The following is a 16,563-nucleotide window of genomic DNA, read 5'->3' on the forward strand; positions in this document are numbered from 1 at the left end:
GACAGCATAACGGAGGAGACTTATGAGCTTACGTTTCTGTTTTGGCCCTTCCGGGTCGGGCAAAAGCCACAGAATCTATGAAGAGATCATGCAGCGGGCGGCAGAGGAACCGGGCAGGAATTTCCTGATCATTGTGCCGGATCAGTTCACCATGCAGACCCAGAAGGATCTGGTCATGCGCAGTGACCGGGATGGCATCCTGAATATCGATGTCCTGAGCTTCGGCCGACTCAGCCACCGCATTCTGGAGGAAGTGGGGACCAAAGAGATGCCGGTACTGGATGACACCGGCAAAAGCCTGGTGCTGCAAAAAGTGGCGGCGGATCTGAAGGAACAGCTTCCGGCCATGGGAAGTCTCCTGCACAAGCAGGGCTATATCCATGAGGTGAAAAGTGCGATCTCCGAGTTCATGCAATACGGTATCAGCACACAGGATATGGACAAGCTGATCACCAGTGCACAGAAGCGTGGCGCGCTGGCCATGAAACTGAAAGACTTAAAGACTCTGTACCGGGGCTTTCAGGATTATATCAGGGATCATTTTATCACCACCGAGGAGACACTGGATGTACTGCGCAGATCCCTGTCCAAATCAAAGATCTTAAAGGGCAGTGTAGTGGTGTTTGACGGCTTTACGGGATTTACTCCCATACAGAACCGGCTGATCCAGGAACTGATGCGCGTGTGCGCAGAGACCATCGTTACCGTGACCATTGGAGTGGGAGAGGATCCGTATAAAATGGATGGTGAACAGAAGCTGTTCCATCTGAGCAAGAAGACGGTGGCGGATCTGGAAAAGCTGGCAGCGGAGGCAGAGGTAGAGCGGGGAGAGGATCTCTTTGTCAAGGGGGGGCCCAATCGCTTCGCCAAGGCACCGGCATTACACTATCTGGAACAGAATCTGTTCCGGTATCAGTATGAACCGTATGCGGGAGAACAGCAAGAGATCCATATGTTTGAAGCCCTTTCCCCCAGAGAGGAAGTCCACCAGACAGCGCTGTACATCCGGCACCTGATCAGAGAGCAGGGGATGACCTACCGGGACATTGCCGTGGTCATCGGAGATCTGGAAGGATACGCTTCCTATGTGGAAACAGAATTCGGGCAGCTGGAGATCCCATGTTTCCTGGACCGTACCAGAGGGATCGTGCTGAATCCCATGATCGAATATATCAAGAGCGCATTGCAGCTGTATATTAAGGATTTTTCCTATGATACGGTGTTTCATTTTCTGCGCAGCGGCATGGCGGATATTTCCAGAGAAGAGATTGATGAGCTGGAAAACTATGTGATCCGCACCGGGGCGAGAGGCTATCGGACCTATAGCCGTCTGTTTACCCGCAGAACGGAAGAACTGCAGGGAAATGCGGAGGGGAGCGAACAGGCGGAAGAGAAGACCATGGAGCGTCTGAACCGTATCCGGCAACAGTTCATGGATGCGGTGGAGATTCTGCACATGGGAAGCCAGGAAAAGGCTGGAGACTATGTCAGCCATCTGTACGATTTCCTGGAACAGAATCAGGTGCAGCAAAAGCTTTTGAACTATCAGCAGCAGTTTGAAAAAGAGGGAGACTTATCCAGAGCCAGAGAGTATGCACAGATTTACCGGCTGGTCATGGATCTGCTGGATCAGGTCTATGAACTGTTGGGAGAGGAAGAAATCTCCAGACAGGAATTTGCGGATATTTTAGAGGCCGGTTTCGGCGAGATCACTGTCGGTACGATCCCTCAGAACGTGGATCGTATCGTGGTGGGCGATATGGAGCGAACCCGTCTGAAACAGGTGAAGGTATTGTTTTTCCTGGGAGTCAATGACGGAAATATTCCGAAAAATGCTTCCAAGGGCGGGATCATTTCGGATATGGATCGGGAATTCCTGATTGAATCCGGGACAGAGATGGCACCCAGCCCGAGACAGCAGATGTATATCCAGAGATTATATCTGTATCTGAATATGACCAAGCCCTCAGAACAGCTGTATCTGTCCTATGCCAAGGTAAACAGTGAAGGAAAGGGCATAAGACCGTCCTACCTGATCGATACGGTGCGGAAGCTGTTCCCGGCAATGAGCGTGGAGTATCCCCAGAACCGCAGCCGCCTGGAACAGATCGAGGGCAGACAGGAAGGTGCCAGATATCTGGCGGAGGAACTGCGGGAATATGTGGAAGGAACCCTGCCGGAAGAAGAGAGGCAGGACTTCTATCTCATGTACCGTGCCTACGAGGCGGATGCGGCGGGCAGAGACCTGCTGACCCGGGCGGCATTCCGCAGATACAGGGAGAGCGGTCTGTCCCGGATCGTGGCCAGAGCATTGTACGGACAGCAGCTGGAAAACAGTGTCAGCCGTCTGGAAACTTATGCTGCCTGTGCCTGCAGACACTTTTTGCAATATGGTCTTTCCCTGCAGGAACGGGAAGAATTCGGCTTCGAGGCTTCGGATATGGGTACGGTATATCATGCAGTATTGGAAAACTTTGCAGGAAAACTTGCAGAATCCAACCTGACATGGTGGGATTTTACGGAGGATTTTGCAGCCAAAGCCGTCAAAGAATCCGTGGAAGCCTATGCGGCAACCTACGGGGAGACGGTATTATACAGCTCTGCGCGGAATGAATATGCCATTACCCGCATGAGCAGGATCCTGACCCGCACAGTGCTGACCTTGCAGAAACATTTGAAACAGGGCAGTTTCCAGCCAGATGATTATGAACTTTCTTTCCGGTTTGCGGAGGATCTGGACAGCATTCATGTGGATCTGTCTGAGGACGAGAAGATGCATTTGCAGGGACGGATCGATCGTATCGATGTGTCGGAAGATGCAGAGCATGTCTACGTCAAGGTCATTGATTATAAGTCCGGCAACAGGAAATTTGATCTGGCGGCATTGTATTACGGTCTGCAGTTGCAGCTGGTGGTATATATGAATGCAGCCATGGAGATGGAGAGCCGAAAGCATCCGGACAAGGAGATTGTTCCGGCGGCACTTCTGTATTATCACATCGATGATCCCACCATAGAGACACCGGTGGAACTCACGGATGAGCAGATCAATGAACAGATCCTTGCAAAGCTTCGTATGAACGGTGTAGTAAACAGTGATCCTGAGGTCGTGGAGCGGCTGGACCGCTATATGCAGGATAAGTCTGTGGTAATTCCGGTGGAGAAGAAAAAGGATGGAAGCTTCAGTGCCAGATCCGGTGTCTTAAGCCGGGAGGAGATGCAGCTGATATCTTCTTATGTAGATGCCAAGATCCGCAGCATCGGGCGGGAGATCCTGGACGGAAAAATAGCAGCCAATCCCTATGAGAAAGGCAATGAAGAGGCTTGTACTTATTGCGCCTATAAAAAGGTCTGCGGTTTCGATGGCAGTATTCCGGGCTATGAGAAGAGACAGCTGGAAGATCTGGATAAGCAGGCGCTGATGCAGCGGATGCAGGAGACCGTGGAAGCTTAGGGCAAAGGGTGCCCGGCGGGAGTGTGTGCCTGACAGGAAGCTCGAAGAGAAAGCGCCCGCTGCCCAGAGGAACAGGATGGCAACAGGAGAAAAGAAACAGGAACAGAGGTAGCGTATGGGAATGAATTTTACCCCGGAACAGCAAAAGGTAATCGAACTGCATAACAGCAACATTCTGGTATCGGCGGCCGCGGGAAGCGGTAAGACGGCGGTACTGGTAGAGCGTATCATCCGTATGATCTGTGAGGGGGAGCATCCGGCGGACATTGACCGCCTGTTGATCGTGACTTTCACCAATGCGGCGGCTGCGGAGATGCGGGAGCGTATCGCAGCCGGGATCGCCGCCAGACTGGAAGAGGATCCGGGGAACGACCATATCCAGAAGCAGTCCGCCCTGTTACACAATGCCCAGATCACCACGATCGACAGCTTCAGCCTGTTCCTGATCCGGAATCATTTTAATGAGATCGGTCTGGATCCGGATTTCCGTGTGGCAGACGAGGGTGAGATCAAGCTGTTGCAGCAGGAGGTGCTGGGACAGCTGCTGGAGGATGCCTATGCGGGGAAATTTGTTCCGGATGATGTTCCGACGTCCCGGGAAAACCGTGACAGCGGAGCGATGATACCGGAGGAAGCGTCAGGCAATGATTTTGCGGAAGAGGTTCCGGGAAAACGTGACAGCGGGGACCCATCCCGGGAGGCACGGGAACGTTTCCACGCCTGTGTGGAATATTTCTGCCCCGGCGGCAGAGAGAGCGTGCTGGAACAGCATATCCTGAACCTGTCCCGCTATGCCGGAAGTTTTCCCTGGCCCGCAGAATGGCTGGAAGAGCGTAAAAACGATTATGCGGCGGGAGATCTGGATGCCCTGCTGCACAGTGATTACGGACAATATCTGGCAGAGCGTGTGAGCCGTGTCCTGCAAGGGTGTCTGGAAAAACTGGTGGAAGTGAAAAAGCTGTGTGAGCTGCCGGACGGTCCGTATATGTATGGCGAACTGACCGAGACGGAGATCGAACAACTGGAGCGACTGGCAGACTGTAAGGATCTGGAAGAACAGGCTGCGAAAGTACCGGCAGTGACGTTTGGCCGCCTGCCATCCAAAAAGGATGACAGTGTGGATCCTGCAAAACGGGAACTGGCGAAATCTATTCGGAACAGTGTAAAAGATACGCTGGGCGGTCTGGAAGAGAGTTATTTTAAGACACCGCTGGAACTGGTGGTGGAACAGGGAAAAGCCTGCAGGGAGCCGCTCCGGATGCTGCTTAACCTGGTGCTGGAATTCGATAGAAGGCTTCTTGCGGCCAAACAGGAGCGACATCTGATCGACTTTTCCGACATGGAGCACTATGCGTTACAGATCCTGCTAAAACGGGAAAAATTGGAAGAGACCGGTGATACAGGAATGGATAGCACCGGTGTGAAATATGACATTGTGCCAAGTGACGTGGCATTGGAGTATCGCCAGTATTTTCAGGAGATCCTCATTGACGAATACCAGGACAGTAATCTGGTACAGGAATATCTGTTAAGTGCCATCTCCGGGGAAGCGGAGGGACATTATAACCGCTTCATGGTAGGTGATGTGAAGCAGAGTATTTATAAATTCCGTCTGGCTAGACCGGAACTTTTCCTGGAAAAATACGACACCTATCAGGAGAGTGGGGATCTGTGCCGGATCGACCTGGCGAAGAACTTCCGAAGCCGTGTGCAGGTGGTGGATGCGGTAAACGATGTGTTTTCCCGCATCATGAGCCGGGAGATCGGCGGCATTGCCTATGATGATAAGGCAGCATTGTATCCCGGGGCCACATATCCCGCCACAGAGGATCCTGCATACGGCAGTGAACTATTACTGATCCGTAAGCCGGAGAAGGGGGATGGTGCGGAAGGCGGCAGCGGAGAACAGCGTCCCGACGGGGCAAGAGGTCCCGTGGACTATGACAACGTAAGACAGCTGGAAGCACTGGCTATTGCGGCATGTATCAAGCAGCTGAAGGGCAGTTTGAAAGTCATGGAGAAGGCTACGGGAGAATTGCGCCCGGTGCGGTACTCGGATATGGTGATTTTGCTTCGTACCACCAGTGGCTGGGATGAGGAATTCAAGAAAGTACTGGAACAGCAGGGAATCCCTGTCTACATTACATCCAAGACCGGATATTTCGGGGCCCTGGAAGTACAGGAACTGCTGCAGTTTTTACGAGTGCTGGACAACCCGAGACAGGATATTCCGCTGTTCGGCGTGATGCAGTCGATCTTCGGAGGCTTTACCCAGGAAGAAATCGCCCGGATCCGCAGCGGAAGCAAAGGGCATTCCCGGAAGAGAATGACACTGTATGAGGCATTGAAAGAAGTGGCGCAGAGTGGACGGATGGCGGAAGCGGGAGAAGAGGCATCAGCGGGCGAAAGCACCGGGGAAGAAAGCGCCGGGGAAGAAACCGCCGGGGCTGGACAGTACTGGCAGCGCGCATTGGAAGCTGCAACAGTACCGGAGGACATGGAACCGGAGACAGAACTTTCCCAAAAGGCAGATACTTTCTTACAACGTATTGATCATTACCGTGATCTGACTCCCTTCACCTCCATCCGCGACCTGCTGCAGCGGATCCTGGACGATTACGATTATCTGAACTATGTGACGGCACTTCCTGCTGGCAGCAAGCGCCGGGCCAACGTGGAGATGCTGCTGACGAAGGCTTCTGCTTTTGAGAAGACCAGTTATTTTGGACTGTTCCATTTCATCCGTTATATGGAACAGTTGGAAAAATACGATGTGGATTACGGTGAGGCGGATACCCTGGACGAAAATGCCGATGTGGTGCGGATCATGAGCATCCACAAGAGTAAAGGTCTGGAATTCCCCGTGGTATTTGTCTCCGGGCTGTCGAAGCGTTTCAACATGCAGGATGCGAACCAGTCCCTGATCGTGGATATGGATCTGGGAGTAGCGGTGGACTATGTGGATTCCGGCCGCCGCATTAAAAATAAGACCCTCCGCCGGGCCGTTCTGTCAGCGAAAATGAAGGAGGACAATCTGGCGGAGGAACTGCGTGTGCTTTACGTGGCACTGACCCGTGCCAGAGAAAAACTGATCCTGACAGCGGTGTTGGATAAGGCGGAGGAAAAATGGGAGCTGTCCCGGATGACAGGACAGGAGAAGCTGACCTATCTGGATTTCTGTGAGGCGGGGAGCTATATGGATTTTCTGCTGCCGATCCTGCCTAAGACAGGAATTGCAGTAACAACGCTGGGAACAGAAGACCTGGTGGCAGAGGAGATCAGGGAACAACTGCGCATGGGAGACCGCAGGGAACTGTTGCAGCGTGTGACGGACGGCGAGACTCCTTTGCCTGGGGACCCGGAGGAGAACGAACGAAAGCTTGCGAAACTGCGGGAGCGATTTGCCTATGCCTATCCGTATCCCGGCCTGCAGAAGCTCTATACCAAGACCACGGTATCGGAACTGAAGATTGCGGCCATGGCGGAGAAGGATGAAGCGGCATTTCATACCTTCGAAGAAAAAGAAGTGGTGCCTTATATCCCGGCTTTCCGCAGAGAACAGGAAAAGGTCAGCGGAGCCGTCCGCGGTAACGCGTTCCACCGGACCATGGAACTGTTGGACTTTTCTTATCTGTTTATGGAATCCGGACTATTTGCCGGATGCCCTGGGACTTATGAGGAATACCGTCAGGGCCTGGATACGGACCGGTTACAGGTACGTCTGAAGGAATTCCTGCAGCGGGAGACAGCTTCCCTACGACTGACAGAGGAGTATGCGCAGGCCGTAAGCCTTCCCAAAATCCGGCATTTTCTGGAACAGGAGCTGGCCTACCGCATGTGGAGAGCTTTCGAACAGGGCCTTTTGTACAGAGAGCAGCCCTTCGTGCTGGGCATTGATGCGAAGCGCCTGGATCAGGACCTTCCTGAAGGGGAAAAGGTTCTCATTCAGGGTATCATCGATGTCTTCTTTATAGAAAACGGAGAGATCGTCCTGCTGGACTACAAGACCGATGTGATCGATTCCCTGCAAGCCCTCTGGAACCGCTACAGCGTCCAGATCCAATACTATGAGGAGGCACTGACGAAGCTGATGCAGCTGCCCGTGAAGGAGAGGATCCTGTATTCCTTCTATCTGGAAAAATACGAGTAAAAAAGCCGGAGTAAATGGAGGTTTCATATGAGTCAATATTTTGATTTATCAATAAGAAGGATTGAGATAAAGAAACCAAAAAGAGACTTGAAACCTGTTATTAAATTACAGGATGAAGTTAATAAGACTTTGCTGCATGATGAATATTATTATCCTACAGATGAAAGAACTATACAGGAATGTTTGGAGGGTGATTATATCTTATTAGGCGTATATAATGATGTCGGGGTCAAAAGCCCCCGACTTTGATGCCTACGGATTGTTCCGTGCTACGCACTCCCACAATCCTACCCAATATTCGCATATCGTGGGATTATCATCCCACTTTTATGCTCATATCGGGGCGGGTCCTAAGGTCTTTCACCCACCTATGAGCAAGCTCATGTGGGCTTAGACCTTTTGACCCTGGCATCATATAATAAAGATAAGCTTATTGCAGCAAGCTTTGCATTTGAAGGTGGTTTGTTCTTCTCTAAGCCTATTACTGATTGGATGGAAATTCCTGGCAATAAAATTATGTGTCATGAATTCGTTGTGGTTGATATGGAATATAGAGGTAATGGTATACAGAAGAGATTCATGGATGCTACTATAAGAGAAGCTAGACAGATGGGTTATGATACTATTTGGTGTTGTGCTCATCCTAATAATACTCCGTCTGTATGTAGCATAGAGAGTACAGGCTATAAATTTGCCGATCAGTTTGTTGTAGATGGCTGGCCTAGGAATGTTTATTACAGAAGTACATCTATACAGAGATAGCAGTTATTTAGAGGGAGAGTATAAGTTAAGTATGGCATGGTATGCAGAACGAAAAAGAAAATGTTGGTATTGTATCTGTGGTGTAGAAATGAAGTAGGATGACAAGGTGGAAATCCGGTTTCGTGTGAGGGATAACGGTATCGGAATGAGTCCGGAGTTCCTGCCGCACCTGTACGATCCGTTCTCCCAGGAGCGTTCCGAGGAAAACATCACGGAGAATCTGATGGATGCCAGAATTTTACTGGTGGAAGATAACGAGATCAACATTTATGTGGCCCAGCTGATCCTGGAAAAAGCCGGATGTGTGGTGGAGATTGCAAACGGTACCTATCATTGCCATGACAGCGGATGCTTTTGAAGAGGAGAAGAAAAAGACGCTGGAGGCCGGAATGAACTATCACCTGTCCAAGCCCATCAACCCGAAGACATTGTATAATATCCTGTCGAACCATCTGACCGGAAAAGAGGCATAGAGATCAGAGATATAGAACCCAGAGATATTAGAATCATGACATGTAAAAAGGAGGTATCCGTGGCGGATATCTCCTTTTATGTTGCCTTAACTGCTTACGATATAAAATTAAGCGGTGATCACGGTGCCGGCCTTGCCCCTGATGGCATCCTTGACGTGATCCATGGAAGTGATCAGGACCTTTCCTGCTGGAACCTTTTCCAGATAAGCAATGGCTGCCTCGATCTTGGGAAGCATGGTGCCTTCCTCGAACTGACCTTCTGCCATCAGTGTCTTGGCTTCCGCAACGGTGAGAGTCTCCAATGCAGTCTGATCCTCTTTGCTGTAATTTTTATAAACGCAGGGAACACTGGTCAGGATGATCAGCTCATCACAGCTTAAATCGGAAGCAAGCTTACCTGCAATGGCATCCTTCTCAATCACAGCGGAGGCACCCTTCAGAGCATGCTTCTGCTCGATCACGGGGATTCCGCCGCCGCCACAGGCGATGACTACCTGATCTGCGGCTGCCAGCGCACGGATGGCTTCGATCTCTACGATATCGATAGGCTTGGGGGCAGCAACGACACGGCGGAAGCCCTTTCCGGGATCTTCTTTGACATAGTTGCCCTTCTTTATTTCAATCTCAGCGTCTTCCTTGGACATGTAACGACCGATGACCTTGGTGGGCTCATAGAAAGCCTCATCATAAGGATCTACGGTCACCTGGGTGAGGATAGTGCTGACCGGCTTGGAAATGCCGCGATCCAAAAGCTCTGCACGAAGAGAGTTCTGGATATCATAGCCTACATAACCCTGGCTCATAGCAGAGCAGACACACATAGGTGCGGGGGTATAGTCGATGTACACACGGCGTAACTCGGTCATGGCCTTATGGATCATGCTGACCTGCGGACCGTTACTGTGGGTGATCGTCAGCTGATAATCAGCCTCCACGAGATCGGCAAGTGCTTTCGCGGTTACTTTTACTGCATCCCATTGTTCTGTGGTGGTATAACCCAGGGCATCGTGTCCCAGAGATACGACAACTCTTTTTTTGCTCATAAGATTACCTCTCTATATGTATTTTCCTAAGAATTTCTTCGTCAAAAGATGTTATCAGTATAACATATTTTCTCCAGGGTGTATAGCCATTTCTATACAATGAAACCTTCCAGAATCGTAGTCAGTTCTTCTGAGCGGGCTGCCAGTGCGGAGGTGGCTTTGTCCAGATCCTGAATAGCCTGCAGCTGTTTTTCGGCAGCAGTCTGTACATTGGAGGACCCGGCAGCAGTTTCTGCGGATACTGCGGAGATACCGGAGATGGCGGACAGGGTAGTGGTGCGCTGGTGTTCCATTTCCGACACGCCTGCATTGATCTGCTGCAGGAATTTCAGAAGCTCTGTTACCTTGGAATCTATCTCACGGAAGGAGTCTGTGGTACTGCCAACGGACTGGTTCTGATCCGCTACAATGCCCTCGGCCTGTCTGGCAACCTGCGTAGCTTCGTCAGTGGTAATCTCAATCTCTTCGATGATCCTGGAGATCTCACCGGAGGAGTGCAGGGACTGATCCGCCAGCTTCTGGATCTCCTGAGCGACCACTGCGAAGCCTCTTCCGGATTCGCCGGCTCTGGCAGCTTCAATGGAAGCGTTAAGGGACAGGAGGTTGGTCTGCTCTGCAATCTCATTAATGGCTTCAGTGATGGAGCCGATGGCTTTGGATTTCTCGTTCAGCCTGCCGATGGTATCTACGATGTTGGAGGTGATCAGCATGGTGGAAGAGGTGTTCTCCTTCAGATGTTCCACGGATTCGATACCGGTATGGATCGCAGCGGTGGTGCCGGTGGCAAGCGCACTGATCTGGTCAGAATGTGAGGATACGCTGCCGATGGTGTCGGACAGAGAGTCCATCTGCTGCAGGCAGTCCTCAGAGCTTTCATCCAGTTTTTCGATACCCTGGCGCATTTCACCTACCTGATTCTGGATATCCTGGGAGGTCGCCAGGAAATGTGAGGAAGCCGCAGACATATCGGTGGCAGCCCGGGATAATTCTTCATTGACATCCTTCAGCCCGGATACCAGCTTCTTCATGTGTGCGATCATATCACAGATGCCATCAGCTAATAGCTGGAATTCGTCATTGCGCTTGGAGTGGACTTCGATCGTCAGATCTCCGTCAGAGACTTTTTTCAGCCGGCGGATAAAATAGTAGATGGAGCCGCCATACTGTCCGGCCAGCAGAGACCCCAGTAGGATCGCCACGGCACTTGCTGCAACGACAAGGATCAGAGATACATTTTTAATCTCCGCTGTCTGACCGATGATATTTGCCTGAGGGATCAGGGCACAGATCATGGCATTACGGGCACCGATCTTGGAATAGAGAAAAAGATATTCTTCGCCTGCCTCTTCCACATAGGAGGAGCCGTTGTCTTCCTCAGAGGCAAATGCTTCATCTACATAGGATTTGCCGACAAACGTATTTTCTGCCGCTGTATCGGACCGGGAGGAGAGGTATTCGTTGCCATCGCAGGTGACAAAGCCTACGAGACTGCCCTCACCGCCATCCAGGGAGGATAAGGAGGTATCCAGGACACTCGGTTTGAAATCAATGATCAGGATCGCCGGAGCGTTGGAGAAATATCTGGCGAGGCGGACACTGTATTTGGAGGAATCCGTGCCAAGCTTTGCATCGACCTCGGACTGGTTGCCGAAAAGGTAATATTTTGCCCTGTCCGCAGATAAAATCTGCCCCTGGGAGCTTTCCAGGTACGCACTTAAGAGACCGGTCTCCTTCGTTTTCGTGGTAGAGATCGTCCGCTCTTTGTCGGAGAGCACGTAAATATTGGAGAGCAGGGCATCCGTGGTCACGGCTTTGATAAAGGTGTCTTCATAGGTGTTTGGAGTATTGTACAAGGTAGTGGCATCGTTATCATACAGACCGTTCAGATACTGCTTCAGGGTATCCTCATTCATATATCCCTTGTAGTTGGACTGGACCGTGTCAAAAGAAAGCGTCAGGTACTGATTCATCATGCTGACGGTCTGGTCTACGGAGTCACGGTAGGTTGCAATGATCTGAGTGGTAGCCTTCTGATAGGATACGAAGCCTAAGACAATGATGAAGACCACAGGGATCAGAAAAGCGAAGATCAGCTTAAAGCGTATCCGCTTCCAGAGAGGAATAGGGTTTTTCTTGGTATTTTTTGTCAAAACAGACACCTCCGATGCAGATTAGTATTGATAGATGCATTTTACCAAAGTTTTACACAAATATCTACATCAATATGAAAACGATTTCCTAAATTAACATCTTTATCAGGCAGAATCTGGGCGGAATCGCTTTTGCTTTACATAATATGTTACAAAGTAATATAATGATACCAGGGTCAAAAGGTCTAAGCCCACATGAGCTTGCTCATAAGTGGGTGAAAGACCTTGGGTAGAATTGTGGTAGTGCGTAGCACGAAGCAATGGCAGGAAGGAAACGGGAATCGATATGCAGAAAAAAGAACGTATGGCAAATCTGGAAGTACTGCGCTGTGTGGCAATGATGATGGTCGTGGTGCTGCACTATCTGGGCAAGGGAGGACTGTTGCCGGATCTGACGGCGCCTTTATCGGTGCAGGATATGGTAGCCTGGCTGTTGGAAGCATGCTGCATTGTAGCTGTGAATGTGTATATGATGATCAGCGGATACTTTTTATGCGAAAGCTCTTTTAAACTGAGCAGGCTGCTTACACTGTGGCTGCAGCTGTGGCTGTATTCTGTGGGCATCGGTGTGCTGGCGGTGGTGACTGGGATCGTTCCCGCGGCGGAAGTCAGCACTCACTATTATCTGACCCTGTTGTTCCCGGTGACTATGGGACATTACTGGTTCCTGACAGCGTATCTTTTCTTATATATATTGCTCCCCTTTGTGGGAATGGGACTGCGGCGGATGACGAAGCAGCAGTTTCAGGTGGCATTAGTATTGCTGTTTGTCACCTTCTGCCTGTTAAAATCTGTGCTGCCCTTCCGGCTGGAAGAAGACGGTAAAGGCTATGATTGTCTCTGGTATCTGTGTGTATTCTGCGCGGCGGCTTACCTGCGCCGATTTGGAATCCCGTTTTTACAGAAAAAATCCCGGGCATTATTGTTGTATCTGATCGGTATCTTCGGAACCTTTGGAGAAGCCATGCTTTTGCACCTGTTTTATTTGAAAACAGGCAGTCTGGAGCTGATCCTGAAGATTCCGTATGAGTATAACCATATTTTCCCGTTTCTGGCTTCACTGGGGCTGTTCTGCCTGTTTTTGGACAGCAGCATACAGGGAAAGATCGGCAGTGTGGCGGTGAGGATCGCGCCCTATACGCTGGGAGTGTATCTGCTGCATGAAAATCTGGGTGTGCGCTATGCCTGGCAGAAGTGGCTTGGTGTGGAGCAAATCGACGGTGTACTGCCGTTGCTGTTGTGGACGGTACTTGTTGTTGTGGTAGTATTTGTACTGGGAATTCTGGTGGATTTTGTGCGGAAAGCTATCTGCGACGGACTGCATAAGATATTCCTGCATATCCGTCCCTATCGCAGTCTGACAGAGAAAATACGGGACGTAGATACTATGTTCAAAAGAGAGGTAATGGAGTGACAGAGATAATAAAAAATAAAAAAGCGGGTATTGACAGTCAGAGACGTCTCTGGGAATTTGTATTCGTGGCAATCCTGGTGCTGTATCCTCTGCGGCATATTGCCTGGGGACTGGATCTGTGGGATACCGGTTACGGCTATGCGAACTTTGAATATATGGGGACGCAGCATATGGATCCCATGTGGCTGTTTTCCACCTATCTGACCACAGCCATCGGACATTTTTTCAGTTTGCTGCCCGGGGCCGGGACTTTGATCGGCATGAACTTTTATACCGGACTGAGTATCAGTCTGCTGGCGGTGCTTGGGTATTATTTCTGCACGAAAGTACTGAAGATCCCGGCACTTCTGGTATTCCTGGGAGAATTTACGGCGGTGAGCTTCTGCTGGTGCCCCACGGGCTCTTTTTACAATTATGTGACCTACGTGTTCTATCTGGTATCGGTGGTCTGTCTGTATCTTGGCCTTGCCCGGGGGAAAAAGGGGTGGCTGTTTGCCGCCGGAGTAGCGCTGGGCTGTAATGTGCTGTCCCGATTCTCCAATCTGCCGGAGGCGGCCATGATCGTGGGCGTGTGGGCTTACGGAATCATCTGCTGGCTGGAAGCGCGCAAAGAGATTGGAAAGAGTCTCGGTCAGGCTGGGGAGACGACAGAAACTGCGGAAAAAATAAAAGCGCGGAAAAAGGCAGCGGGGGTGAAACTCCGTAAGAAATTATTACAGGATACCGGCATGTGTCTGGCGGGGTATCTGACGGCACTGCTGGTATTATTCGGTTATATCCAGATCCGCTACGGCATGGATGAATATGTGAAGGGCATTCTGCGACTGTTTTCCATGACGGAGGTGGCAACGGACTATACGGCGGCATCCATGATCATGGGCATGTTCGACTGGTATTTTCAGAATCTGTACTGGGAGATCCGGATGTGCGTGTTCCTTGTAGTGGGGATTGTCGCTGTGGGAGTATTGGAACTCATCGGCTCCTACGTGAGAAAAGATACAGTAACAAAGGTTCTGCGGATCCTGGAATGGGCGGGAAGTATCGCACTGGCGGCTGTGATGGTGTTCTGGCTGTACCGCCAGGGCTTCTGTGCCAGAGAATATACGAATTACGGTGCCATTATCTGGCCCGGAGTGACGTTTTTGACATTGACTCTGCTGGTGACCCTGTGGCGGATCTTTACGCCCTCCGCGCCGAAGGAAGAAAAGCTGATCAGCGGACTGATCTTCCTGATCGTATGGATCACTTCCCTGGGCAGTAACAACAAGCTATACCCCAGCATGAACAATCTGTTTCTGGCATTGCCCTATATGTACTGGCAGTTCTACAGGTTCTGCAAATATGTTGGCAGCTTTCGGTGGAAGCGGATCACCATATCTGCTATGCCGGTAAAATGTCTCCTGGGCGCTTTCTTTCTGTTGTTCTTTGTCCAGGTAGGACTGTTCGGCAGAAACTTTGCATTTGCCGAAGGTACCGGCATACAGGACATCGATGCGCAGGTGACGAATAATGAGACATTAAAAGGTGTGTGGATGAGCGAGGAACGGGCCGGATGGATGCAGGGGATCTCAGAGTATGTGAATGAACGGGGACTTGCCGGAAGAGATGTACTGATCTACGGACAGATCCCGGCGCTGTCTTATTATTTACAGATGCCTGCAGCGTTCAATCCCTGGCCGGATCTGGATTCCTATCAGATCGCACAGCTGGAAGAGGATATGCATAAGATGCAGGAGCGGATGGACGCGGATGCGACTTACCGTCCGGTGATACTGTTAGAGAAAAAATATGCTGTGTATCTGGAAGCGGGAGAGGATGCCCTGGAAGCATTACAGCCCACGGAAAGAGAACGGAGTCTCATCGTGGATAATGCCAAGCTTTTGTTGATCGGTGAGTTCATGGATGCATATGGATACGAGAAAACCTTTGAAAATGAGAAATTTGTGATTTTTGAATAAAAACAGAAAACAGATCCCCGGGAGATTTTCATCTTCCGGGGATTTTGAAGTCTGAATGGAAATGTCTTATAACAACTGTAAGCCGTTCTCTTTTGCAGTCTCCATCACTTCATCGGACCACAGGGAACACTGTACTTCGCCGATATGAGCTTTTCTTAAGAAGAACATACAGATACGGGACTGACCGATACCACCGCCGATGGTAAGAGGAAGCTCACCGTTAATGACTGCCTTGTGGTAAGGAAGTTCGGCACGCTCGGGGCAGCCAGCCTTCTGTAGCTGGTCTAACAGAGCCTTCTTGTCTACACGGATACCCATGCTGGACAGCTCCAGAGCAATGTCCAGAACCGGATAATATACCACGATATCGGCATTCAGCGACCAGTCATCGTAGTCCGGTGCACGGCCATCGTGAGGCTTGCCATTCTCTAAGGTCTCACCGATCTGCATGATGCAGACAGCGCCTTTTGCCTTGGCAATGTAGTATTCCCGCTCCTTCGGGGAGTAGTCGGGGAACATCTCTGCCAGCTCACTGGTAGTTACAAAGAAGATGTCATGAGGAAGGATTTCTTCGATGTAGTCGTAATGGATGGACATATACTTCTCGGTCTTGCGAAGAACCTTGTATACGGTGCGGACGGTCTCTTTCAGAGTCTCCAGATTCCGCTCTTCCTTCGTGATGATCTTTTCCCAGTCCCACTGATCCACATAGATGGAATGGATGTTGTCGGTCTCCTCATCCTGACGGATGGCACTCATATCGGTGTAGAGACCTTCGCCGGGCTGAAAACCGTATTTCTGCAAGGCATAACGCTTCCATTTGGCCAGAGACTGTACGATCTCTGCTTCACGGTCTCCCTGTGCTGCAATATGGAAATTCACGGGACGCTCCACACCGTTCAGATTATCGTTCAGTCCGGATGTAGGATCCACAAATAAGGGAGCAGATACACGCAGCAGGTGCAGACGCTCTGCTAACAATCCCTGGAAAAAGTCCTTCACTGTCTTAATGGCAACCTGTGTCTCGTACAGGTTCAGCTGAGACTTATAATTTTTAGGTATGACAATATCTGACATACTGACCTCTCATTCTGCCGCCGGGCGGCTTGTGTTACAAAATACTCCTATATTATTTAACTGCGAAACGCATGATTTTGCA

At 50.5% G+C, this 16,563-nt stretch carries 11 protein-coding genes; 8 read left to right on the forward strand and 3 right to left on the reverse strand.

Annotated elements, in window-relative coordinates; translation table 11 throughout:
- The first annotated feature begins 22 nt into the window (after positions 1 to 22).
- The 6 genes from addB to DW835_RS18590 all read left to right on the forward strand — a co-directional run bounded on the left by addB (position 23) and on the right by DW835_RS18590 (position 8,839).
- Positions 23 to 3,454, forward strand: coding sequence for a helicase-exonuclease AddAB subunit AddB (addB, locus tag DW835_RS01925; RefSeq protein WP_118730580.1), 3,432 nt, complete (start codon positions 23 to 25; stop codon positions 3,452 to 3,454).
- Between the two features lie 115 nt (positions 3,455 to 3,569).
- Entirely contained in the window at positions 3,570 to 7,604 is a 4,035-nt protein-coding gene (locus DW835_RS01930) for a UvrD-helicase domain-containing protein (RefSeq protein ID WP_118730581.1), read from the forward strand.
- Positions 7,605 to 7,631: 27 nt separating this feature from the next.
- A complete protein-coding gene (locus DW835_RS17870) occupies positions 7,632 to 7,853 on the forward strand; it encodes a hypothetical protein (protein ID WP_118730582.1) in 222 nt (73 codons plus the stop codon).
- A gap of 150 nt (positions 7,854 to 8,003) precedes the next feature.
- Positions 8,004 to 8,366 (forward strand): GNAT family N-acetyltransferase, encoded by a 363-nt coding sequence (locus DW835_RS01940; RefSeq protein WP_147353692.1) that lies wholly within the window; start codon positions 8,004 to 8,006, stop codon positions 8,364 to 8,366.
- A 106-nt stretch (positions 8,367 to 8,472) separates the two neighbouring features.
- Entirely contained in the window at positions 8,473 to 8,724 is a 252-nt protein-coding gene (locus DW835_RS01945) for a hybrid sensor histidine kinase/response regulator (protein WP_022311788.1), read from the forward strand.
- Complete coding sequence (locus DW835_RS18590; protein ID WP_118730584.1) at positions 8,705 to 8,839, forward strand: hypothetical protein; 135 nt, start codon at positions 8,705 to 8,707, stop codon at positions 8,837 to 8,839. The genes DW835_RS01945 and DW835_RS18590 overlap by 20 nt, the downstream gene beginning before the upstream one ends.
- 107 nt (positions 8,840 to 8,946) lie before the next feature.
- Here DW835_RS18590 and arcC read toward each other — a convergent pair whose 3' ends face one another.
- Positions 8,947 to 9,882 (reverse strand): carbamate kinase, encoded by a 936-nt coding sequence (gene arcC / locus DW835_RS01955; RefSeq protein WP_118504372.1) that lies wholly within the window; start codon positions 9,880 to 9,882, stop codon positions 8,947 to 8,949.
- Positions 9,883 to 9,974: 92 nt separating this feature from the next.
- Entirely contained in the window at positions 9,975 to 12,032 is a 2,058-nt protein-coding gene (locus DW835_RS01960; RefSeq protein ID WP_118504373.1) for a methyl-accepting chemotaxis protein, read from the reverse strand.
- Between the two features lie 304 nt (positions 12,033 to 12,336).
- Between DW835_RS01960 and DW835_RS01965 the strand changes: the two genes are divergently transcribed.
- On the forward strand, positions 12,337 to 13,446 hold the full coding sequence (locus tag DW835_RS01965) for an acyltransferase (RefSeq protein WP_182430201.1): 1,110 nt from the start codon (positions 12,337 to 12,339) through the stop codon (positions 13,444 to 13,446).
- Entirely contained in the window at positions 13,443 to 15,404 is a 1,962-nt protein-coding gene (locus DW835_RS01970; RefSeq protein ID WP_118730585.1) for a hypothetical protein, read from the forward strand. The genes DW835_RS01965 and DW835_RS01970 overlap by 4 nt, the downstream gene beginning before the upstream one ends.
- Positions 15,405 to 15,470: 66 nt before the next feature.
- Here the strand turns inward: DW835_RS01970 and asnA are convergent, their stop codons facing one another.
- Positions 15,471 to 16,481 (reverse strand): aspartate--ammonia ligase, encoded by a 1,011-nt coding sequence (gene asnA, locus DW835_RS01975; RefSeq protein ID WP_117464834.1) that lies wholly within the window; start codon positions 16,479 to 16,481, stop codon positions 15,471 to 15,473.
- Between the last annotated feature and the right edge of the window lie 82 nt (positions 16,482 to 16,563).

It is taken from the genome of Clostridium sp. AM34-9AC (assembly GCF_003480225.1).
Classification (GTDB): Bacteria; Bacillota; Clostridia; order Lachnospirales; family Lachnospiraceae; genus Acetatifactor; species Acetatifactor acetigignens.